We start from the raw sequence: 20,930 nt of genomic DNA, 5'->3' as shown, positions 1-20,930 counted from the left end.
GATGTAGCGTGCGAACTTGTCCCGTACACCGGCCGTCCAGGGCTGTTCGGAGGTCGGCTGTGGCCGGTACGGCGGGGGTGAGGGCGGGGGGGGGGGGGCCCGGCCCGGGGGGGGGCGGGGGCGCGGCCCCCGCCCCGCCCGCGGCCCCCCCCCCGTAATACCCGCCGTACCGGCCACAGCCGACCTCCGAACAGCCCTGGGCGGCCGGTGTACGGGACAAGTTCGCACGCTACATCCGCAGTCGGCCGGCCACACCGCCGCCCGGCCCCGTACCCGGCGCGTCCGCCGCCCAGGGCGCCCACACCGTCCTGCCGCAGCCCACCACACCCCCCGCGGACACCGCCCCGTCCGCCACCCCCACCGCCCCGCCCTCGTACACACCCCCGGTGTTCACCTCGCGCTCCGCCGACCGCCCCCGTACGCCCGGACTGCTCCCCGGCCTCGGCCCGTGCACCCAGGTCGCCATCGGCCCGCGCGACCTGCTCGCCGCCGCCTGCCTGGACGGCTCGCTGCGGGTCTTCCGGCTCGACCCGCCGGAACTGCTGGCGGAGTGCGCCGTCCGGCAGCACGGCCCGGTCCTGCGCCTGGCCTGGAGCCCGTGGCCCCGCCACATCGCCACCCTCCACGAGAACGGCACCACCGTCGTCTGGGACCTGGAGACGGAAGTGCCCGTACAGACGCTGCCGGGACGCGCCGGACAGATCACCGCACTGGCCTTCAGCGGCGACGGCCGCTGGCTCGCCACGGCGGGCGGCGACCGCATCCTGGTGCACGACACGAACGGCCGCATCGTGCGCAGCCTGTCGGCCGCCCCGGCGCCGCTGGCGCCCTGCCTGGCCTTCGCACCCGGCGACCGGCATCTGCTGGCCGGCACCGCCGACGGCGCCGTACGCCGGCTCGACGTGCACGGACGCACCACCGTGCACTGGCCCCACCCGCAGCCGGTCTGCGCCTTCGCCGTCAGCGCCGACCGGCTCGCCACCGGCAGCCCCGACGGCCGGGTCCGCGCCTGGACCTGGAGCGGGCGGCTGCTGCACCGCGTCCACCAGGGCGGCGCCGTACGGGAGCTGGCGTTCGCGCCGGACGGCGCGGCGCTCGCGGTGGCGAGCGACGACGGCGTCCTCGTCCGCTGGAACCACGACGGCACACCGCAGCAGCGCACCGAACTGACCGGGCGGCCGGTGGGCGTCGCCTGCACCGGCCGGGACGGCGCGGTGCTCACCGCGACCGACGACGGCGTCGTACGGATCCACCCCGGCACCACCGCCCCCACCGAGCCGGACCGCCCCGAAGAGGCCACATGACCGACATCGAGATCTTCTGGCCCGCGGCGTACCCGCTCGACGCGGTGCACGCCACCGACGACCTGCTGCGCGAGGCCGGCATCCAGGCCACCTACCGGCGCGCGCCGATGCGCCGCGGACCGGAGACCTACGCGCTGGTGCTGCTGGCCGGGCACACGCTCCAGCCCTTTCTGCGGGCCGTGTTCGAACGGGTCGGTGAGGACGCGTACACCGGGCTGCGCGGCTTCGTCCGCCGCCTGATCGGACGCAAGCCCGCCGTGGACGCCCCCGACGGCGTGGTCTTCGAATGCGTCCGCACCCGCGCCCAGTTCGTCTTCACCCACGGCCTGCCGGACGACGCCTACCGGCAGGCCCTGGCGCTCGACCCGGGCACCGCACCGGGCCGGTGGGCCTGGCAGCACGAGCGGCAGACCTGGATCCGCTTCGAGGAACGCACCGAGACCGCCGGTCCCGCCGGCTGATCCCCCGCCCGTCGTACGGCCGGGGCGACCGGCAGCCCGTACGGCCGACGATCCGACTGGAGAAGGAGGCCGTCATGGCCTATCCGCAAGGTCCGCCCGGCGAGGACTGGGGCGGCAACACTCCCTACACCGGCAACACCCCCTATGACGGCCAGTCCCAGCAGCCGCCCACCGGACCGCCACCGCCGCCGCAGTACCAGCCGGGGTACGTCCCCGGCTACCAGCCGTACGCCAGGCCGCCGCAGAACTACCTCGTCCCGGCCATCCTGGTGACCCTGCTGTGCTTCCTGCCCACCGGCATCGCCGCCATCGTCTTCGCCACCCAGGCCAACGCGAAGTTCAACACGGGCGACTACGCCGGCGCCGAGCAGGCGGCCGGGAAGGCGAAGATGTGGACGTTCATCAGCCTGGGGGTCGGCCTGTTCGTCATGCTGATCGTCATCATCTCCAGCGCGGCGGGGGGAGGCGGCTACTGACCGTGCCGCCGCACCCCGCCCGGCGCCGGACGGGCGCGGCCTGGTCCGGCGCCGTGCTGTTCGCCGCCCTGACCGCGCTGGTGGCCCTGCGCGACCCGGAAGCGCCCGGCCACTACCCCAGTTGCCCGTTCCGCGCCCTGACCGGACTGTCCTGCCCCGGCTGCGGCACGCTGCGGGCCCTGCGCGCCCTCACCGAGGGCGAGGTGGCCGCGGCCCTCGCCCACAACGCCCTCTTCGTGGCCGCCCTGCCGCTGATCCTGCTCTCCTGGCTGCGCGCGGTCCGGGGCCGGCCGCCGGTCCTGACCTCGGTGTGGGCGGGCGTGACGGCCGTGGCCGTGCTGCTCGCCTGGGGCGTGGTGCGCAACTGCCTGTGACCGGGCGGACGCCCGAGGCGCCTGGGGCGGCGCCGTGGGGCAGTCAGGTGAAACCTGCGCGGGCCAGGTGTCTTTTCACCGCTCGCGGATAGTCCTGGGCCATGACGACGACAGCCGACGACGGGCCAAAGGAAAAGAGCGCACCCTCGGCGGCGGAGGCGGCGGTCGCCTTCCCCCACCCCCCGTCCGACGCGACGGAGGAGGCCGCGCAGCGCGCGGTGCTGCGGGCCACGGACTGCATGCTGGCCCGGCAGCACGCCGAAGGGTATTGGAAGGGCATCACCCAGACCGACGTCTCCTTCGATGCCCAGGAACTGTTCCTGCGCCTTTTTCTGGGCACCTCGGACGAGCGCGTGACCGCCGCGGCCGGCAATTGGATCCGTTCGCGGCAGAGAGCCGACGGCACCTGGGGCCTCGCCCCTGACGCGCCCGGGCACCTGGGGACCACGATCCACGCGTATGTGGCGCTCCGGCTCGCCGGGGACCGCCCGGAGGAGGCCCACATGCTCCGGGCCGCGGCGTGGGTCCGTGAGCAGGGCGGTGTCGCGGCAGGGCAGGTGGTCTCGCGCATCTGGCTCGCCGTGTTCGGCTGGTTGAGCTGGGACGACCTGCCCGAGGTGCCGCCTGAGATCATCGCCCTGCCGGCCTGGGCCCCCATGAACATCTACTCTTTCGCATCCTTCATCCGGATCGTACTCGTGCCGCTGGCGGTCATCCGCGCCTACCGGCCCGTGAAGCCCGCGCCCTTCGGTATCGACGAACTGTTCGCCGCCGGCGAGCCACCCGCCCGTACGGCCGCCGCCCCGATCGGCAGCTGGGAAGGCGTGTTCCAGCGCTTGGACAAGGTGCTGGCCGTCTACGGCAAAGCCGCCCCCAACCCGGTGCGCCGCGCCGCGTTGAACGCCTGTGTCCGCTGGCTCGTCGAACGTCAGGAGGCGGGCGGTGACTGGGCCGGCTTCGTCCCGGTGACCGTCTACCCGGTGCTCGCCCTCCACCTGCACGGTTACTCGCCGGCCCACCCGGTGCTCAAGGCCGCGCTCGACTACATCGAGAGCAGCACGGTCTGGTACGAGGACGACGTGCGGATGGTGGAAACGGTCCAGTCGCCGACCTGGGACACCGCCCTGTCCACCACGGCACTCGCCGACGCGGGCCTGCCGGCCGGCCACCCGGCGCTGGTCAGCGCCGCGGACTGGATGCTCGCACGGCAGACCACACGGCCCGGCGACTGGGCCGTGCGGCGGCCCGGTCTCGCCCCGGGCGGCTGGTCGTTCGAGTTCGACAACCAGAACTACCCCGACAACGACGACACCTCCTTCGTCCTCCTCGCGCTGCGTCGCGTCGCCCACCCCGACCCGGCGCGCGTCGGCGCGGCGGAGAGCAGAGCCGTGCGGTGGTCCTGCGGCCTGCAGAGCAGAGACGGCGGATGGGGTGCTTTCGACCCCGACAACACCAGCACGCTGGTCGGCAGGCTCCCCGTCTTCGACTTCGGTGAATTCTGTACCGACCCGCCCACACCGGACGTCACCGCCCACGTGGTGGAGATGTTGTCGGCCGTCGGGCGGCAGGACGATCCCTGTACCCGGCGCGGTGTCCGCTGGTTGCTCGACCATCAGGAGGACAACGGCGGGTGGTTCGGCCGCTGGGGGTCGAACCACATCTACGGGGCGGGCGCCGTGGTCCCTGCCCTCGTCACCGCCGGTGTCCCGCTGGACCACCCCGCCATCCGGCGCGCCGTCGGATGGCTGGAGTCCGTACAGAACACCGATGGCGGCTGGGGAGAGGCATGGCACTCCTACGTGGACCCCGCGCTCGTCGGCAAAGGACCGTCCACGCCTTCACAGACGGCCTGGGCGCTGTTGGCGCTGCTGGCGGCGGGGGAGCGGGACGGTACCGCGGTCCGCGACGGGGTGAACTGGCTGACCACCATGCAGACGGAGGACGGATCCTGGGAAGAACCGCAGTTCACCGCCACGGGCGTCCCCGGGATCGACGCACTGAGCTACGGTCACTACCGGCTCGTCTTCCCCCTCACCGCTCTGGGGCGCTACGCACAGCGACAGAACACGGGAGCCGCCCGAACCGCGTGGAAGCAGGCGCTGCCGCCCGTATGACGGCGGGCGCACGGCACCGTCAGCCGGGCACCGGGGGCAGGGACTGCGTGGCCGTATCCGACTGCACCGGGATCGCTGCCGTGCCGGGCCTGTAGTAGGAGCGAGTACGCAGGTGGAAGACGAGCAGGGCGAGGGCGCTGGCCGCGGCCCACCAGGAGAGCGGCAGCAGCGCGTGGCCCGGCGGGCCGAGGTGGGTGAAAGCCGCGGTCAGCGCCGACTGGTTCGAGCCGTAGAGCGGGAGGGCGGCGCGGCCGTCCACGTCGACCACGTTGATGACCGGATTCTGCAGCCCGCTGTCCAGCAGGCTGAGCATGACGACGAGGAAGAAACCTTCCAGCTCTCCGCGCACCAGTGACCCCAGGAGCAGGCCGATGCCGCCGTAGGCGAGGCCCGCGCCGAAGACGGCTGTAAGGAGGGGGCCCAACTGCTGTACGGGCAGGGTCAGGTACAGCAGGGTCGTCGTGTACAGGGCCAGGGCCCCGGCGATGAGGGCGGCGGCCGTGACCTTCGCCAGCAGCATCTGGCCACGGGGATAGCCGGCCAGCAGCAGCCGGCGGTCCATCTCGCCCGCCTTGAACGTCTCCATGAACGTCATGAAGCCGCTGACCATCATCACGGCGCCGAGCGCGTTGGTCACCTGGCCGACGTGGTTCGCCTGGGCGACGACCGGTTCGCCCGCGGCGTCGAGGGAGAACCGTACGATCCGGCTGGAGGCGCACAGGTGCGCCGCGCCGATCCACAGCGGGATGAAGGCGCCTGCCAGCAGCATGGCCAGACGGTTGGTGAGGTGGCCCAGCAGGGTGCACCGCAGCATCTCGGTGAAGGCCGGCCAGTGACGGTTCATCGGACGGGCTCCTCGGCGACGAGGCGGCCCTCCCGCAAGTGACCGACCGCGTCGAAATGGTGGAGGTCGTGCAGCAGATGGGAGACCACGACGATCGAGCGGCCCGCGTCGCGCAGACCCGCGGCCAGCGCCCAGAAACGCTGGTGGGTGTCCCAGTCGAAGCCCTGGTACGGCTCGTCGAGCACCAGCAGCTGCGGGTCGTGCATCAACGCGAGCAGCAGGTTCAGCTTCTGCCGCGTACCGCCGCTCAGTTCGCCGGGCCGCAGGTGCTCGCTGCCGGCGAACGCCAGCAGATCCATCAGCTCGTGGGCCCGCGCCAGGGTCGGCAGCCGGTAGGCCACCTGGAACAGCCGCAGATGCTGCAGGACGGTGAACGAGTCGTTCAGTACGGCGCGTTGCGGGCAGTAACCGACCGCCCCGGCGCGCGCCACCGTGCCCGTGTCGGGCGTCAGCTCGCCCACCGCGATGCGCAGCAGCGTGCTCTTGCCCGAGCCGTTCTCCCCGACGACACCGACCAGCGCCCCCGGCGGCACGTCGAGGTCGGCGCCGCGCAGCACCTGTCTGCGCCCGTACGCCTTCCACACGCCCCTGATCCGCAGCCGCGGCTGCCGCTCGGTCCCCTCACCTGGCACGTCGGGCCCTTTCGTTCAGCGGAGTGTGTAGATGGAGGCGGCGAGGGCGAAGGTGTACCACTGTTCCACCAGGCGGTAGCTGCGCTGGTCGTGCTCCGGGCCGCGCAGCAGCCAGACCCGGGCCGCCAGCACCAGGCTCAGGCCGCACAGGAAGACATCGCTGGCGACGAGCCACCAGTGCGCCCCGGCGGGCGCCATCAGGAAGGAGTGGATGAAGACGGGGCCGACGGCGAAGCCGGCGCACAGGAAGGCCCGGGTGGGCAGCTCGCCGAAGACCAGCGGCATCGTGGAGCGGCGGACCACGCGGTCACCGTGCATGTCGCGCAGGTCCTGGACGGACATCAGGAAGGTCACCGTGATCGTCAGCGTCCAGATCCAGCGCCAGGCGTCCGGTGTGAGCACGGTGACGATCTCCCACGCGGCCGCCAGCTGGGCGATGACGCCGATCCCGGCGTACAGGTTTCTGCCCAGCCAGTGACGGCCCCAACCGTACTCGTGTTGCAGCAGGGACAGGATCTGCCACATCAGCGCCCACTTCAGGACGCCCAGGCAGTAGCCGTACACGGGGAAGGCGATCCGTACGGCGACCAGGCGCAGCCGGGCGCCCCGGATGGTGCTCTCGCCGGTGACCAGCGGCCGGAAGGGCTTGTTGTGGCGGTCCTCCTCGACGCCGACGAGCTGGTTGGCCAGGGTGTGCTCGTAGATGAACAGCCAGAAGTACACCGCCCCCAGGGCCACGGTGACCGCGGCCTCGCGCGGGGACAGCCGCGCGTGGACGGCCGCCGCCGCGACGAAGCAGGTGCCGGGGAAGACGGTGGTCCAGCGGTCGACGCGGATGAACAGCCAGCTCAGCCGGATCTCCCGCCAGACGGTCAGCAGCACCGCCGCGGGGGCGCTCGTCGCGGGCGTCGTCATGGGGCGGCTCCGTACTGGTCGGACGATGGTTCCGGGCCCGCGCTCCCCGGTGCCGGCCGGTGGGCGGGACGGGACCGCCGCGTCATGCCGTCCGATGGACGGCCGCTTCCGCGACGGCCTTGAGCGTGCTGACCGCGCCAGGGGTGAAGGGCGCCGTGTACAGGGCGTACAGGGCCTGCTGGTACCGCTTCTCGATCATTCGCTCCACCGCGGCCCGGGCACCGGTGCTCGTGAGGATCTCGCGGACCTCCGCGGCCTCCGGCTCGCCCAGCTGGGGGTTGCCGATCACCTCGCGCAGCCGCTCGGTCTGGGCGGGCGTCGCCACCCGCAGGGCACGGACGATGAGGCTGGTGCACTTGCCCTCACGCAGATCGTCCAGGCGGGACTTGCCCATCTGGTCCGGGTCGCCGAACACCCCGAGCACGTCGTCCCGGAGCTGGAACGCCTCGCCGAGCGGCACACCGTAGGCGCTGCAGGCGTCCATGAGCCGCTGGTCGGCGCCGGCCAGGGCGGCCCCGACCTGCAAGGGCCGTTCGACGGTGTACTTGGCCGTCTTGTAGCGGACGACGGTCAGCGCGGTCTCCATGCTCACGTCGAGGTCGCCGGTGGTCAGCAGGTCCAGGTGCTGGCCGGCGATCAGTTCGGCCCGCGCGAGGTCGACGACGCGCAGGACGGCGACGCGGTGCGCGTCGGGCATCTGTGTGGTGTGCAGCAGCTCGTCGGACCAGACGAGGGCCAGGTCGCCCACCAGGATGGCGCCACTGGTGCCGAATCGTTCGGCCATCTCCGGCAGGGGGTGGCGGTCGGCGAGTATCCGGTGGACCGAGGGGCGCCCGCGACGGCTGTCGGCCGCGTCCATGATGTCGTCGTGCACAAGGGCGCAGGCGTGTGCCAACTCGATGGAGGCGGCCAGCCGTACGGCCTGCGCGGGGTCCCCGTCCCCGCCCGCCGCCCGCCAGCCGGCCACGCACAGCAGCGGCCGGACCCGTTTTCCGCCCTCGATGAAGTCCCGCAGCAGGAGGACCAGCGCCGACTGGCCGGGCACCGCGGCGCTCTGCGCCCGCTCCGTCAGGAAGGTGCACAGCAGGTCGTCGATGGCCGCGCGGGGAGCGAAGAACTCGGACTCGACCGGGAGCGTCTCAGTTCGCATCGGAAACGTGCGCCACAGGTCCGGGAACCGGCGCGGGCGCCCGCCCGGCGAGGGGGAAGGCCGCCGGGGTCCGGGGCGGCCGGATATGGCTGTCGTTCATGCATCCCATCCTTCGATCGTCACCGGCCCGTGCGTCCGCACGGAGCGGGGGCGTAGTTGGTGTACACCGGAGTCCGCGACAAATTCCCCCCGCGGGAATCTTTTACCTATTTGCCGTAATCACCCAGAAGATCATCTGTTGGGCGGATATGCGGGTGACCGGCCGGTGCGGTGCCGCGCGGCTACCCCAGCCCCTCGCCCAGCGCGGCGATCGCCCCGGGGGAGTGGCCCGCCGCGAGCAGCGGGGCGCGGACATCGCGCTCCAGGTCGGGCAGGTAGCCGAGGAGCACATCGGCGGGGCCGTGGATACGGACGCCGGAGACCGTGGCGGCGGGCAGCACCAGCGTCTCGGCCGGGCCGAGCGATTCCCGTACCGCCCCGCACGTCACTTCCGCCGCGGCGCCGATGTTGCTGAGCACCACACACGTGTCGAACGCCGGCACCGCGGACCCCGGCGCCCGGACCCGCCAGTTCTCCAGCGCGAAATACGGCCCGGCGCACAGCATCCGCCGTGCCACGCCGTCCTCCGCCGGCAGCCGCAGCCCGGGGTGGAAATCCGGCCGGTGCTCCGGCCGCCACTCGCGCAGCAGCGCCTCGATGTTGGCCCGCCATTGCCCGTCGTCGATCGGGGCCCCGTCCTCCATACGGTGGCGCATCGCGTGCTGCTGGAGGTCGGAGGTCTGCTCGATCTCGTACACGAGGGTGCCGGGCCCGAAACTGTGCGGTGTACCGCCCGGTACGTACAGGGTCTGACCGGCGCGCACCGGCAGGCGCCGCAGCACCGCGTCGAAGTCCTGGGCGAGCAGTGCCCGCCGCAGCCGGTCGTGGTCCACCCCGGGCCGTACCCCGGCGAGCGCGGTGGTGCCGGGCGGCGCGTGCAGGATGTGCCATGCCTCCGTCTTGCCGTTCGGCTCGCCCTCCTGCTCGCGCGCCGCCGTGTCGTCGGGGTGCAGATGGACCGGCAGCGGCCGGTGGGCGTCGATGAACTTGGTCAGCAGCGGAAACCGGGGCCCGCGCCAGCCCCGGCCGACCAGCTCGTCCGGGTGGGCCAGGGCCAGCTCCCGCAGCGTGTGCCCGGCCAGTGCCCCATTCAGGACATGGGCGTGCTCGCCCTCGACATCGCTGACCTCCCACGTCTCCGCGACCGGCCCGTCCGGCAGCCCGGTCCGGCCGAGCCGCTCGGGAACGGCCCGGCCGCCGAAGACATGCTGCTTGACCGGGGTGGTCAGCCGCATCGGGTACCAGTTCACGGTCCGAGTACACCCGGTTTCCCGCCGCACCGGCCGCATTACTGCGCCCCTGGCGCGCCCCGCACACGGCCGCGACGAGCCCGTGAGCAAGCGGTACGGAACCCCGTACGGAATCCGAACCGGATCCGCCTGTTTACGGTCCCGGCGCACGGGCACGCGATGCACTGTCAAGGAAACGGCTCGACCGAAAAGGAGCGCGACCATGACTGCCGACAAGAAGGCTTCCAGCAAGGCCGAGCGCGCCAAGGGCGCCGTGAAGGAAACCGTCGGCCGTGCGGTCGGCAACGAGCGGATGACGGCGGAAGGCCGCGCGGAACGCGCCAAGGGTGATATGCGCGAGGCCGGCGAAAAGGCGAAGGACGCGTTCAAGCGGTGACGCCTGTGTGACGCGCTCGCGCGCCGCACAATGCGGGCGGTGGCCCGGCGACATTTCCCGCCGGGCCACCGCCCGCATTGCGTATGGCCGGGCGCCGGTAGGCCGGCGCCCTTACGCCTCCTTGTCCTGCGGATACCACCGCAGTTCGACCGTGTTGCCGTCCGGGTCCCGTACGTAGACGGACTGCGCGTCGCCCCGGGCGCCGAACCGCTGCCCGGGTCCGTCGACCACCGTGAGGACACCGGAATCGATCACCTCCTGCCAGTCCAGCGGCTCCACGACCAGACAGATGTGGTCGACGTTGGACTCGCCCCGGTCGCCTTCGAGGAGGTCGATGATCGTGGTCGGGCTGACCCGTACCGAGGGGAACGGCACCTTCCCGGCGCGCCACTCCTCGACGCGTACCGGTTCCAGCCCCAGCGGACCGCAGTAGAAGCCGAGGGCGCGCTCGGCGTCCGCGACGTTGAGGACCAGGTGATCGAAGGCGATGACGCGCATGCGGATGTTCTCCCTGTGGTCGTGACGACCGCTGCTCGGTCAGCGGTTCTTTCCGGACAGTAGCGGCGGAAGCGGCGGACCCGCGATCGGTCGTTGGGCCTGCTTCCGAAGTCCCGCCCGTGCGGCGGCCCTCGGGAGGCCGCGCGGCGCCGACCGAACGGAACACGGGTGCAGGGACCAATGTCCTATAGCGGAGCGACTCCGCGGTCGGCCAAAGTGATGACCACGTCGAGGAAATACGCAGAGGCCATGACGGGAGTGATCGTGTCCGCACAGATATCCATTGATCCCGGCCGGTTCAGCCGGTTCGGTGAAGCCACCGGAAGCAGCTTCTGCCTGGTCACGAATTCCGAGCTGGTCGACCGGTTCGACGTCGCCCGGACGGCTCCCTACCGGGAATTCCTCACCATCACGATGGACCGGGGGGACGACTTCACCGAAATCCTCGACAAGAAGATCCCGGAACCCGCGAACGTACTGGTGATATCGCCCTACAGGTTCTTCGAATCGCCGGCCCCCGATCTGGTGGGGCAGCGGAAGATCATGGGCATGGCGTGCAACTCGACGCCCACCGGCCTCGACGAGATCCGGCACTTCCTCGGTGTGATGGAGCGGACCTCGGCGGCCGGCCAGGCGGCGTTCTGCGACACGTTCTTCGAACTGGCCGAGGACTGCGAGCACCTGGTCTACGCGGACCCGGCGCACGGCACCCGCGCCACCCTCGACCACCTGCGCGACGGCCTGGTGTGGAACCAGCAGGCCGGGCCGCTGGACTGGGGCGACCAGCAGATCGTGCCGTCCGGCGAGGTCAGCGTGCTGCCGGTCGAGATCAGGGAGTTCGACGAGGCACTGAAACTGCCGCTGGAGGGCGAGATCACGCTGCGCGGGTACCCGATCCTGCACAGCGGCACGCCGTCCTTCTCCCGGGCCGACCAGGCGCGCATCCACTCCCGGCTCTGGACGATGCGCGACAACGCGATCAAGGCCGTCGTCGAGGACGGCAGGATCACGAGCCTGGAGGCGCTGGACGCCGGAGCGGCGCCGGCGGTGGCGATGCTGGAGCAGATGTTCGCCGTGGACTCCCGCTACCGGATCGTGTGGGAGATCGGCCACGCCCTCAACGTCTCGCACGACATCCTGCCCGGCAACCACGCCATGAACGAGGTGTACGGCGGCACCGAGGGCTGCCTGCACTACGGGCTCGGCCTCACCCCGTACACCCAGTACCACCTGGACATCATCGTGCCCGGCACCCGCGTGCTGACCAGCAAGGGAGTCGCGGTGCTCGGCCGCCTGGACCACCCCACCGCCGAGCGGGTCGTCTCCGTCTCCTGGCGGAGCACCATCGCACGGCCCGGCGGGGTGAATGCAAGGAAATAAAACAAGCGACCTCGGCCAGTTCGGCGAGCCGGCCGAGACGTTCTGCCTGATCACGAGTGAACAGTACGCCGAGCCGCTTTCCCTGCTTCCCGGTGACGGATGCTCCCGCGTACTGCGCCTGACGCTCCCGCCCGGCGCGCGCCTGGGCGAGGTCATCGAGCGCAGCGTCCCCGCGGACGCGCACGTGCTGGCGGTCTGCCCCGGGCGGTTCCTCGACTCGCCGGCCGAACGGGAACTGGGCGGGCGCAAGCTGGCCGTGCTGCCGGCCGGATCCACGCCGCTGACCGGCGAACACATCAGCTACTTCCTGCGCACCGCCGCCCGTACCGACGCGGACCAACACGCGCGGGTGGCCGAGGAGTTCTTCGACCGGGTGGGGGAGAGCCGCCGCCTGACGATCGTCGACGACGCCTCCGGCACCGAGGCCGAGTTCGACCACGAGCTCGGCGACTGCGTCTGGAACCAGCAGGCCGGCGTCATGGAAGCGGGCGACCAGCAGATCTTCCCGCCGGGAAAGCTCAGCGTCACCGCCGCGGAGATCACCACCTTCGCGCCGGACGCCCGGCTGCTCGGCCTCAACGGGAACCTGACCCTGCGCGGCCGGCCCATCGTCCACCGTCACGAGGACCCGGCCGACGGCCCCGGCCAGCAGCGGCTGTTCGAAGCGCTCTCGCCGCTCGTCGCCAACGCCGTGACCCTGCACATCACCGCCGGCAGCATCGAAGGCGTCACCCCGCAGACGGCGGCGGCCGCACCGGCCGCCGCGGAGCTGGACAAGCTCCTCACCGACGACCCGCGCTACCGCGTCATCTGGGAACTCGGCTTCGGGATCAACACCACCACGGAGGTCATCCCGGCGAACTGCGGCCCCAACGAGGTGTACGGCGCGACCGGTGGCGTCGTCAACCTCGGACTGGGCGTCACTCCGGCGACGCGCTTCGCCCTGGCCTTCCTCTGCCCCCGCAGCTCGCTGCTGACCTCGGACGGAACCGCCGTGCTCGGCGCCCGCAAGGCGGTACGCCGCGGCCGGATGCAGCGCGTCTCCAGCGCCGGCTGCGGCTGCCACTGACCCCAAGGAGGAATGCACGCCATGACGACCAACCCCGGACTGCGCAAGAAGGTCGACGCGCTCCTCGACACCTTCATCAAGGACTTCTACGAGACGGTCCCGTACGCCCAGCACCAGAAGAACGCCGCCGAGCTGAACCTCGACTACTACAAGCGCCACAACATCGAGACGATCCTGCGGCTGCGCCGCAAGCGGACCGTGGACGCGCTGGCCATCAAGTACTTCACCAAGACGGACCCGGTGCAGGCCAAGGCGTGGGCGCACTACACCGACGACGAGATGCTGCACGACCGGCTGTTCGCGGCCGACCTCGCCAAGGTCGGGGTCACCAAGGACCAGATCTACTCCACCGAGCCGATGCTCTCCACCAAGCTGCTCACCGGATACCTCCAGTACGGCATGGAGTTCGACGACAGCCCGCTGGCGCTGATCACCAGCGTCTACTTCGTGGAGTACGTCACCACCCGCACCCAGCCCGAATGGCTGGACAACCTGGGCAATGTCCTCGGCGAGGAGAACGTCAAGGGCGCCCGCGCCCATGTCAACACCGACCTCGACGACGACCACGACGACTTCGTGTGGCGGGTGCTGTCCACGCTGATCACATCGGAGGCCGACGAGCAGCGGGTCACCGAACACCTCGACCACATCTACTGGCTGTGGAAGCTGTACTTCGTGGAGCTGCACCAGCTCACCGTGATCGGCAAGAGCGACGCCCAGATCCCGCTGCCCACCGCGGCCGACGTCTGAGCGGGGACGGCGGTGGCTGACAACGGGCGTGCCGCACGGCCGGACGGGCGGCGGGGCGTCGAGATCCTGACCCTGCCGCCCGGCCGGGACCTGCCGACCGAGACCGAGAAGCGGATCGTGGACGGCCTGGTCCTCGCCATGCCCGGGCTGCGCATCCGCCAGCTCTTCACGCTCCGCCGCGACATGCTGACCAAGGCCGACCACGTCGTCGTCGGGGTGGACCGCGAGCGTGACCGGGTCGTGGCGCTGCTCACCTCGCGGTGGGCGGAGCTGCCGTCGGGGCGCACCTGCCTGCACATCATGATCCAGTTCGTGGGCGACGCGTACCGCAACGGGGTGGTCTTCAAGGAGAGCTGGGCGGCGCACTTCGCCCGGCTGCTCGCCGAGGGGCGCCCGTTCCCCGAGGTGATCGCGCTCAAGACGTACAACCCCGTGCACCGCGCGATGTCGGCGTTCAGCGGCCATCCGGACATCTCGATGTATCCGGACCTCACCGGCAAGGACGACAGCCAGGTGGCGCTGGCGGCGGAGGTCGCCGCGGCACTCGCGCCCGGAGCGCCCTTCGACCCGGTCCGCGGGGTCATCCCCGGCATCGGCCGCCCGCTCGACCTGTACCTGGAGCGGCCGCTGAGCCATGTGCCCGACACCAACCGGTACTTCGCCGAGCACACCGAGCCGGGCGACCGGGTGCTGTGCCTGCTGCACGTGCCCACGGAGGCAGGGGCGCACTCGATCCTCACGGCCCTCGGGGTGCCGCTGTTCTCGGCGCGGTGCTGAGCCCCACCCGGACGACACCGGGCTCACGCACGAGGAGCGCAAGCTCGTCCGCGAGCCGCGCAAGATCCTCGGCCTGCCGGACCTGCGGGTGAGCGCCACCGCGGTACGGGTGCCGGTCTTCGACTGCCACTCCGAGGCCGTGCACGTCCGGCTGCGGGAGCCGGTCACGGCCGGGGCCGTCGGGGCCGCCCTGGCCGCGACCCCCGGGTTACGGGTCTACGGCTGGTCGCAGAGCCCCGCGTACCCCATGCCCCGTACCGTCTTCGCGCGGCCGCAGGACCGTGCCCTGGTCCATGTCGGGCGGATACGCGTCGAGCCGGAGGACGACCGGTCGGTGGCGCTCTGGGTGGTCGCCGACAATCTGTGGGTGGGGGCGGCGCTCAACGCGCTGCAGATCGTGGAACTCGCCCTGAAGAACGGGTGGCTCGGATGACGGCCCGCCGCTTGCCCGACGGGCGTCCGGTGGTGCTGAAGTTCGGCGGCTCGGCCTTCGCCGACCTCGACGGCTACCACCGGGTCGCCCGGTACGCGGCGCGTCGCGTCGCCAGGGACCGGCGCCCGCTGGTCGTGGTGGCGAGTGCGATGTCCGGGACGACGGGCAGGCTCCAGCAGGCCCTGGACCACCTGGCCGAGGACCCGCCGGCGGACGCCGCCGCCATGCTGCTGACCACCGGTGAGACGGCGAGCGTCGCCCTGCTGGCCGCCGCGCTCGACGCCGAGGGCGTGACAGCCCGCCCCCTCCAGGCGGCGGACACCGGGCTCCTCGCCGAGGGGCCGGGCGACCGGGCGAAACTCGTCTCGGCCGTCCCCGGGGCGCTGGCCGGGGCCCTGGCCGACTGTCCGGTCGCGGTCGTCCCCGGGGGCAGGCCGTCGACGCGGGCGGACGGACCGTCATGCTGGGCCGTAACAGCTCGGACCTCTCGGCAGTGGCGACGGCTGCCGCACTGGGCGCCGACACCTGCGAACTCTTCTCCGACGTGCCCGGAGTGTGCACCGCCGACCCCTATCTGGTCCCGGAGGCCCGCACCCTGGCCCGCATCAGTTACGAGGGAGCACGCCGGATGTCCCGGCACGGGGCCAAGGTCGTCCACGAGGGTGCCGTGGACTGGGCGGAGCGCGCGGGAGTGCGGCTGCTGTGCCGTCCCTTTCCCTGGTGCGAGGCTCCGGACGACGGGACCGCCGTGGGTACGGGGCCGGAGGCGGCCGCGGTCGTCGTACACCGCAACAGCGACGTGTGGTGCTTCGGGTCCGGGCGTGAACGCCGGGCGGTGGGCGCACGACTGGGGGCCGAGGGGCTGGCCGTCGCGGAGTTCGACACCGCGGGCGGGGCGTGTCTGACGGTGCCGACCGGAGTGCGGGGCGTGGCCCGGCACTTGCGGGACGCGCGCTGTCTCGACGGCCTGTGCCTGGTCACCACGCTGTGGCCGGACGGCAGGACGGAGCACACGGCGGTGCCGCGCCCCGAGGCCGCGGCCGAAGCCCGCAGGCGCCACGCGCTGCTGTACCCGGACCCCGATGCCGCCTCCGGACCGGCCGTCCGCCCACCGGCCAAGGCCCGCTCCCCGCACAGCGACGTCCTGGTCGGCCCGGCCCGCTCGGAGAGCCGGCGTCCGTCGTGAAGGCCGCCGGCGGGCCGCAGACCGGATGTCGGTAGGGATGCCTGTAACGAACATCTACAACTTGACCAAATCTTGGTGTAATTGGATCACCTTTTGCATCAGCCTCTCACGCAACAGGCGGTTACCACAGGCAGGTTGAGAATTCAACGGCCTGGCCGCATCCACGAGGCAAGGCGAGAGGCAGGAATCGGAACATGACGAAGAACCGCACCGTGCGGCACGGAGGACGCGCTCTGGTGCTCGCGGCGACGGCCGCGGGCCTGGCCGCGGCGATGACCGTGCCCGCAGCGGCGGCCGACGGCCCGGACCGCAAGCAGCTGATAGCCGACTGCGCGTCCGGCGAGGGCAAGTGCAGCTTCAACGAGCCGGTGCTCGGGAAGGCGTACCTGGGCAACTTCCGGCAGGTGTCCAACTCGCTGTACAACTGCACCACATCGCCCGCCACCCAGTCGATGGGCTGGTCGGACACGGTGGGGTCCACCGACACGGCGGGCGTCTCCGTCACCGCCGGCGGCAAGCTCGCGGGCATCATCGACCTGAGCGTCACGGCGCAGTACAGCCACACCTGGTCCAGCTCGCACACCGAGAACAGCTCGCTGGACATGACCGTGCAGCCCGGCGAGGTGGGCTGGATCTCCCGCGCCCAGGTGATGCAGACCGTCTCGGGCACCTGGCAGACGCACTACGACAGCCCCAAGTGGGGGCACTACTACTGGTTCGTGCCGGACACCGTCACCGGCCCGGCCCCCAATGGTACGGACGGCGTCAGCAACGCGGTGGTCGTCAAGACGCGGAAGATGACGGCGGCCGAGAAGGCGTCGTGCTCAGCCGACACGCACCAGGGCAAGACCTTCCAGCGCAAGCGCTGACCCTCCGCCGGAAGGCACTGCCTTCCGGCTCCTTGAGCGCTGCCTCCCCGGCCCGAGCGTGACCTGCCGACGCAAGGGCCGAGCGGCGCAGGAGCTGCTCGCGGCACCGCGTCCACGGCCGGGCGCGGTGCCGTACGCGTGCTCCGGCCGGCCCGGTCAGCCGCTGCCCCCGACGTCGACCCGCAGCCGCACCTGCTCCGCCAGGCGCTCCAGGCTGCGGTCCAGCTCGGCGTTGACGGCCTTCTCGCCGGGGTCGTGCTGGTCCTCGAAGAAGGACAGGTGCACCGTCACCTCGCTGGCGCCGCTGCCGATGCCGGACACCTGGAGCCAGCCGGCGTAGCCGCCGGTCTCCCGGGTGCCCCACTCCAGCCGCATCTGGTCCCGCTCGGCGCGGAACAGGGCGGGCGCGTCCTCACCCGTACGGTCCTCGTGCACGGTCACCGCTGGCAGCTCCTCCGCGCGGACGTGCAGCTCCTGCGGCAGCCAGCTGTCGAGCTGCCCCACATTGCTCGCCTGGTCGAATACGTGCTCGGGCAGCGCGGGCATCGTACGGGAACGCTCGTATTCGCTCATGCCTGACCCATCCTCGTCATCAGCCGTACCGGTCCCCCTCCGTGACCGTCTGCCCGCAGACGGCGCCGCAAGGCCCACAACCACCCGTTCGCTGTGACCGGGTCCGCCCTTCAGCCGCACCGCGCCCGGTGGGACGGCCGTATCAGGCAACAGCGGTGTCCGTGCCGGGCAAGACAGGGCGGCCCGGTGCGCGGTTGACTTCCGGCCACCCATCCGACGGAACCGGACGAGCGCATACGGAGTACGCCCTGCCCGAGCAGGCAGCCGACGAGTTCTGGAAGAACCTCGGGCCCATCGAGAACTCCTTCAAGCCCGACGCCCTGCCCGAGGTCCACATCCCGGGCGCGGCCACCGACGACGACCGCTACTACGCGCCGTTCACCGAGACCGTGGGCTCACGCCCGCTGTGGACCAACGTCAAGGACAACTCCTGGTCCGACGTCCTGCGCGCCAAGGAAGCCGGGCTGGTCAACCGGCACTACCACCCGTACGAGGTGTTCGCGTCCACACCCTGGTCGCGTACGAGAGCGATGAGCCGATGAAGATCCTGTTCCCGTCAAGGGGCCGCTCATCTGGCTCGACGAGCACGGCGAGCCCACCGGCTACTTCGACGTGCACGACTACATCGAGATGTGCCGCGCCCACTACGAGCGGGTCGGTATCGGCGCCGACTACGTCGACGGACTGTTCCGCTGAGCCCGCGCCCGGCCGACGGGGAGGCCCGTATGAAAGCAGCGGTCTGGTACGGCCCACGGGACGTCCGCGTCACCGAGCGCGCCGTCCCCGTCCCCGGCCCGCACACCGGTGGTCACCTCGGTCGTTCCGCTGGAGGCCGTCGTCGAGCGGGGATACGCGGCGCTGCTGGAGGGGGCCGGGACGGACATCAAGATCCTGGCGGCTCCGGGGTCCGGCTCCGGCCGCCCGCCCGGAGCCGTGTTCGGGCGCGACGCCGCGGAGCAGGCTGCACCGGACCCACGCCCGAAGCAAGGAGGCGGAGGTGCCCGGACGTCCCGCCGCCTTCTCCCGGATCTCGGCCCGGTCGGTCGCCCCCGCGGACCGCGTGGACCTGTGGGAGGACTACACCCGGCGGACCCTGGCCGGCCTGACCTGCTCCCCGTACTCCGAGGACGGGCTGCCGGCCACGCAGACCAACACCGGCCTCGGCAGCCTGCGGCCGACCGACATCGCCGGCAACGAGCACGTCAGCGAACGCAGCCCCCGGACCTGCCGTGCGGCCCCCAAGGACTCGGTCTTCGCCACCCTGCTGGTGTCCGGCCAGGCGGTGTTCTTCCATGGCGGCGGCTGCTTCGCGAGGTGTTCGCCGAGCGGTGCCTGCCCGGCGGGGTGCCCGCGCCGCTGGTCTTCGGCCGCGGGGCGACGGACGAGGCGCCGCTGCTGCGCTGCCTGGAGACCGTACTGGCCGACCGGTTCGGACGGTCGGGCACCGGTGACGCGGCGGCCGAGCGCACCGTACTGGAGCTTCTGCGCTCCCTGGCCGTACTCCGCGGCGACGGCGGCCGTGGCGGCGGGGAACCCGGCACCCGGCTGCTGCTCGCCAAGGAACACATCGACCGGCATCTGGCCGACCCCCGCCTGGGTCCCGAGCACGTCGCGCACGCGCTCGGCATCTCCACGCGCCGGCTCAGCCGCGACTTCCGGCGGGCCGGACCGAGCCCGTCCCGCTACATCCTGGAACGCCGCCTGGAGCGGGCCCGGCAGGACCTGGCCGACCCCGCGTCCGCCCGGCTGACCGTCGCGGACATCGCCCACCGCTGGGGCTTCGCCGGCCAGCCGCACTTCACCCGGGTCTTCCGCGACCGCTTCGGCCGCACACCGGGAGAGGTCCGCCCGGCCGTCATGGGGCCCGGCCGGGCGGACAGCGCGGTCGTGCGTCAGTCCTCCAGGGACACGTTGTAGACGACGCGCCCGTTCAGCTCGGGGTGCGGGCGTACGTACTTGCGGTACGGGGACTCGTTGGAGACCCAGAGCCGCTCGGTGGCGGGCCAGTAGAAGAGGTTCTCGGCGGCCGCCGGAGTGCGGCTCCACACGCGGACCGGGCCGTTGTTGCTGCCGCGGTAGAGGCAGTACGGCTCACCGAAGCGCCGGCGCGCGTCCGGGCACATGGCGCTGAAGTAGAACTGGTCCTCCAGCTGCACGACACCCTGCGGACCCGCCAGCGGCACACGGTACCCGGCCGTGGCCCGCACCAGGCCGCGGCTGTCGGAGCGCAGCAGGTGGCTGGTCGGGCTGAGCGGCCACCGCACCACCCGGGAGGTGGGCCTGCTGGTCTCGACGGTCACCAGCGACGGCGACATCGCCGAGCCGTGGTCGATGGAGGCGCCGCTGAAGCACGGCGTCTCTCCCGAACCACTGCCGCATCCGCGGCGGCCGATGAAGGAGTACTCGCCGACCTGCGGCAGCGCGGCCTGCTGCCAGTTGGCGCTCACCGCACCGCGGTGCACGCCCACACGCCCCGAGGACGCGGTGGTGGCCCACAGGTGGCGCACGTCGAAGACGCGCAGCCGCTCGTTGCTGTAGAGGAACAGGTGGGGGCCGTACCAGGAGAGGGTGTCGCCGTGTCCCTTCAGCGCGGCGAAACCGTTGCGCTGCGGGGCGACGAGCAGGGCGCTGCGGTAGCGCGCCCGGCCCCGGTCGGTGACGTCCGTGAACGACACCTTCATGAAGTGGTCGACCTGCTTGGCGCCGCGCCAGGGGCGGTTGTTCCGGCTGCGCGGGGCGCTCGGGTGGCTGTAGCTGGACGCCCAGCTCGCGGCGACGATGCTGCGCCCCTGCCAGAGCCCGGAGCGCGGCTCGGCCTCACCCGAACCGGTCAGGCCCTGCGGAACGTATGCCCATCCCAGGTCGTCCGACGACCCGCGCTGCCAGCAGAAGCCGTCCGCGCCGGACAGCGGCACCCTGGTGGGGCAGCGCGAGAGGTGGGGCGCCGGGTAGGCGCGGGTGTTCAGCCAGGACGTGAGGGACACCGGCCGCAGTGCGCGGAAGCGCCGTTCGAGCGCGTTGACGCGGCCGAGGGCGGAGCCGTCGTAGCTGAGGCGGAAGCCCTGGTGGCCGATGGGTGTGATGACCCCTTTCGACCTGTCGCCGGGCATGGCGCTCTGGGGGAGCTGCTCGTCCCGGAAAGCCCGCTGCTCACCTTCGTGGGCATAGCGGGCGGAGTCCGCGGCGACCGACGGCGGTTCCTGTGACGTCGCCGCCGGGGCGCCGACCGTGAGAACGGCAGCCAAGGATCCCACCGCGGCCACAAGTGCCGTACACCGAGAAAACTTCAATTCTACCAGCCACTCTTTCCGCAATCCCGACCTCCGGAATGCCGGCACCCCGTGGCGCGCCGGGGCGCGGCTACGGTTCAAGTGCCGGGTGGGAGGCTGGAGTTGCAGAG

23 protein-coding genes and 2 pseudogenes are annotated in these 20,930 nt (G+C 72.0%); 16 read left to right on the top strand and 9 right to left on the bottom strand.

Annotated elements, in window-relative coordinates:
• Nucleotides 1-229 precede the first annotated feature (229 nt).
• Nucleotides 230-394, bottom strand: coding sequence for a hypothetical protein (locus ADK86_RS43545; RefSeq protein WP_159394044.1), 165 nt, complete (start codon nt 392-394; stop codon nt 230-232).
• Between ADK86_RS43545 and ADK86_RS36140 the strand changes: the two genes are divergently transcribed.
• The 5 genes from ADK86_RS36140 to shc all read left to right on the top strand — a co-directional run bounded on the left by ADK86_RS36140 (nt 387) and on the right by shc (nt 4,729).
• Nucleotides 387-1,304, top strand: coding sequence for a WD40 repeat domain-containing protein (locus ADK86_RS36140; RefSeq protein WP_053700433.1), 918 nt, complete (start codon nt 387-389; stop codon nt 1,302-1,304). The genes ADK86_RS43545 and ADK86_RS36140 overlap by 8 nt on opposite strands.
• Nucleotides 1,301-1,765 carry a hypothetical protein gene (locus tag ADK86_RS36135; RefSeq protein WP_053700432.1) on the top strand — a complete coding sequence of 155 codons (465 nt, stop codon included), beginning with the start codon at nt 1,301-1,303 and terminating at the stop codon, nt 1,763-1,765. Before ADK86_RS36140 ends, ADK86_RS36135 begins: the two co-directional genes overlap by 4 nt.
• Nucleotides 1,766-1,839: 74 nt before the next feature.
• Entirely contained in the window at nt 1,840-2,241 is a 402-nt protein-coding gene (locus ADK86_RS36130; protein ID WP_033022992.1) for a CD225/dispanin family protein, read from the top strand.
• Nucleotides 2,242-2,243: 2 nt separating this feature from the next.
• A complete protein-coding gene (locus ADK86_RS36125) occupies nt 2,244-2,615 on the top strand; it encodes a DUF2752 domain-containing protein (RefSeq protein ID WP_053700431.1) in 372 nt (123 codons plus the stop codon).
• Between the two features lie 101 nt (nt 2,616-2,716).
• Nucleotides 2,717-4,729 (top strand): squalene--hopene cyclase, encoded by a 2,013-nt coding sequence (shc, locus tag ADK86_RS36120; RefSeq protein WP_053700430.1) that lies wholly within the window; start codon nt 2,717-2,719, stop codon nt 4,727-4,729.
• A 19-nt stretch (nt 4,730-4,748) separates the two neighbouring features.
• On the opposite strand, the gene ADK86_RS36115 is transcribed toward shc, so the two are convergent.
• The 5 genes from ADK86_RS36115 to ADK86_RS36095 form a co-directional block, all read right to left on the bottom strand.
• Nucleotides 4,749-5,573: an ABC transporter permease gene (locus ADK86_RS36115; protein ID WP_063789175.1), complete on the bottom strand. Its 825-nt coding sequence runs from the start codon at nt 5,571-5,573 to the stop codon at nt 4,749-4,751.
• Nucleotides 5,570-6,205 carry an ABC transporter ATP-binding protein gene (locus ADK86_RS36110; protein ID WP_234346275.1) on the bottom strand — a complete coding sequence of 212 codons (636 nt, stop codon included), beginning with the start codon at nt 6,203-6,205 and terminating at the stop codon, nt 5,570-5,572. The genes ADK86_RS36115 and ADK86_RS36110 overlap by 4 nt, the downstream gene beginning before the upstream one ends.
• Before the next feature lie 15 nt (nt 6,206-6,220).
• On the bottom strand, nt 6,221-7,120 hold the full coding sequence (locus tag ADK86_RS36105; RefSeq protein WP_053700429.1) for a UbiA family prenyltransferase: 900 nt from the start codon (nt 7,118-7,120) through the stop codon (nt 6,221-6,223).
• An 82-nt stretch (nt 7,121-7,202) separates the two neighbouring features.
• Complete coding sequence (locus tag ADK86_RS36100; protein WP_053700428.1) at nt 7,203-8,270, bottom strand: polyprenyl synthetase family protein; 1,068 nt, start codon at nt 8,268-8,270, stop codon at nt 7,203-7,205.
• A 281-nt stretch (nt 8,271-8,551) separates the two neighbouring features.
• Nucleotides 8,552-9,619, bottom strand: coding sequence for a type I phosphomannose isomerase catalytic subunit (locus ADK86_RS36095; RefSeq protein ID WP_107088650.1), 1,068 nt, complete (start codon nt 9,617-9,619; stop codon nt 8,552-8,554).
• Between the two features lie 202 nt (nt 9,620-9,821).
• Between ADK86_RS36095 and ADK86_RS36090 the strand changes: the two genes are divergently transcribed.
• A complete protein-coding gene (locus tag ADK86_RS36090; RefSeq protein ID WP_053700426.1) occupies nt 9,822-9,995 on the top strand; it encodes a CsbD family protein in 174 nt (57 codons plus the stop codon).
• A gap of 111 nt (nt 9,996-10,106) precedes the next feature.
• Here ADK86_RS36090 and ADK86_RS36085 read toward each other — a convergent pair whose 3' ends face one another.
• Nucleotides 10,107-10,493, bottom strand: a complete 387-nt coding sequence (locus ADK86_RS36085; RefSeq protein WP_053700425.1) for a VOC family protein — start codon at nt 10,491-10,493, stop codon at nt 10,107-10,109.
• A 249-nt stretch (nt 10,494-10,742) separates the two neighbouring features.
• On the opposite strand from ADK86_RS36085, the gene ADK86_RS36080 reads away from it, so the two are divergent.
• The 8 genes and pseudogenes from ADK86_RS36080 (at nt 10,743) to ADK86_RS36045 (ending at nt 16,957) form a co-directional block, all read left to right on the top strand.
• Complete coding sequence (locus tag ADK86_RS36080; RefSeq protein ID WP_053700424.1) at nt 10,743-11,873, top strand: hypothetical protein; 1,131 nt, start codon at nt 10,743-10,745, stop codon at nt 11,871-11,873.
• The gene (locus tag ADK86_RS36075; protein ID WP_053700423.1) at nt 11,860-12,942 is read left to right on the top strand and encodes a hypothetical protein; all 1,083 of its coding nucleotides are present in this window, start codon (nt 11,860-11,862) and stop codon (nt 12,940-12,942) included. Before ADK86_RS36080 ends, ADK86_RS36075 begins: the two co-directional genes overlap by 14 nt.
• Before the next feature lie 21 nt (nt 12,943-12,963).
• A complete protein-coding gene (locus ADK86_RS36070) occupies nt 12,964-13,692 on the top strand; it encodes a hypothetical protein (RefSeq protein WP_234346273.1) in 729 nt (242 codons plus the stop codon).
• A 12-nt stretch (nt 13,693-13,704) separates the two neighbouring features.
• Nucleotides 13,705-14,469 carry a hypothetical protein gene (locus tag ADK86_RS36065; protein ID WP_053700421.1) on the top strand — a complete coding sequence of 255 codons (765 nt, stop codon included), beginning with the start codon at nt 13,705-13,707 and terminating at the stop codon, nt 14,467-14,469.
• 28 nt (nt 14,470-14,497) lie between these two features.
• Nucleotides 14,498-14,902, top strand: a pseudogene (locus ADK86_RS36060) (Asd/ArgC dimerization domain-containing protein); the annotation flags it as partial.
• Nucleotides 14,899-15,321 (top strand): annotated as a pseudogene (locus ADK86_RS45845) (hypothetical protein); the annotation flags it as partial. The pseudogenes ADK86_RS36060 and ADK86_RS45845, both read left to right, overlap by 4 nt.
• The gene (locus ADK86_RS45065; protein WP_267888831.1) at nt 15,306-16,088 is read left to right on the top strand and encodes a hypothetical protein; all 783 of its coding nucleotides are present in this window, start codon (nt 15,306-15,308) and stop codon (nt 16,086-16,088) included. The pseudogene ADK86_RS45845 and the gene ADK86_RS45065, both read left to right, overlap by 16 nt.
• Before the next feature lie 194 nt (nt 16,089-16,282).
• A complete protein-coding gene (locus ADK86_RS36045; protein ID WP_053700418.1) occupies nt 16,283-16,957 on the top strand; it encodes a hypothetical protein in 675 nt (224 codons plus the stop codon).
• Between the two features lie 156 nt (nt 16,958-17,113).
• On the opposite strand, the gene ADK86_RS36040 is transcribed toward ADK86_RS36045, so the two are convergent.
• Entirely contained in the window at nt 17,114-17,530 is a 417-nt protein-coding gene (locus tag ADK86_RS36040) for an SRPBCC family protein (protein WP_053700417.1), read from the bottom strand.
• A gap of 161 nt (nt 17,531-17,691) precedes the next feature.
• Here ADK86_RS36040 and ADK86_RS36035 point away from each other — a divergent pair, with 161 nt between their 5' ends.
• Together ADK86_RS36035 and ADK86_RS36030 are read left to right on the top strand one after the other, a co-directional pair.
• On the top strand, nt 17,692-18,072 hold the full coding sequence (locus ADK86_RS36035) for a hypothetical protein (protein WP_234346272.1): 381 nt from the start codon (nt 17,692-17,694) through the stop codon (nt 18,070-18,072).
• Nucleotides 18,073-18,844: 772 nt separating this feature from the next.
• Nucleotides 18,845-19,447: a helix-turn-helix domain-containing protein gene (locus tag ADK86_RS36030; protein WP_063789173.1), complete on the top strand. Its 603-nt coding sequence runs from the start codon at nt 18,845-18,847 to the stop codon at nt 19,445-19,447.
• Here the strand turns inward: ADK86_RS36030 and ADK86_RS36025 are convergent.
• A complete protein-coding gene (locus tag ADK86_RS36025) occupies nt 19,423-20,775 on the bottom strand; it encodes a hypothetical protein (RefSeq protein WP_159394043.1) in 1,353 nt (450 codons plus the stop codon). The two genes, ADK86_RS36030 and ADK86_RS36025, sit on opposite strands and share 25 nt — an antisense overlap.
• Nucleotides 20,776-20,930 lie beyond the last annotated feature (155 nt).

It is taken from the genome of Streptomyces sp. NRRL F-5755 (genome assembly GCF_001279365.1).
Lineage (GTDB): Bacteria > Actinomycetota > Actinomycetes > Streptomycetales > Streptomycetaceae > Streptomyces > Streptomyces rimosus.
The sequence above is the reverse complement of the archived record's forward strand: the minus strand, read 5'-3'. Positions and strand labels throughout refer to the sequence as shown.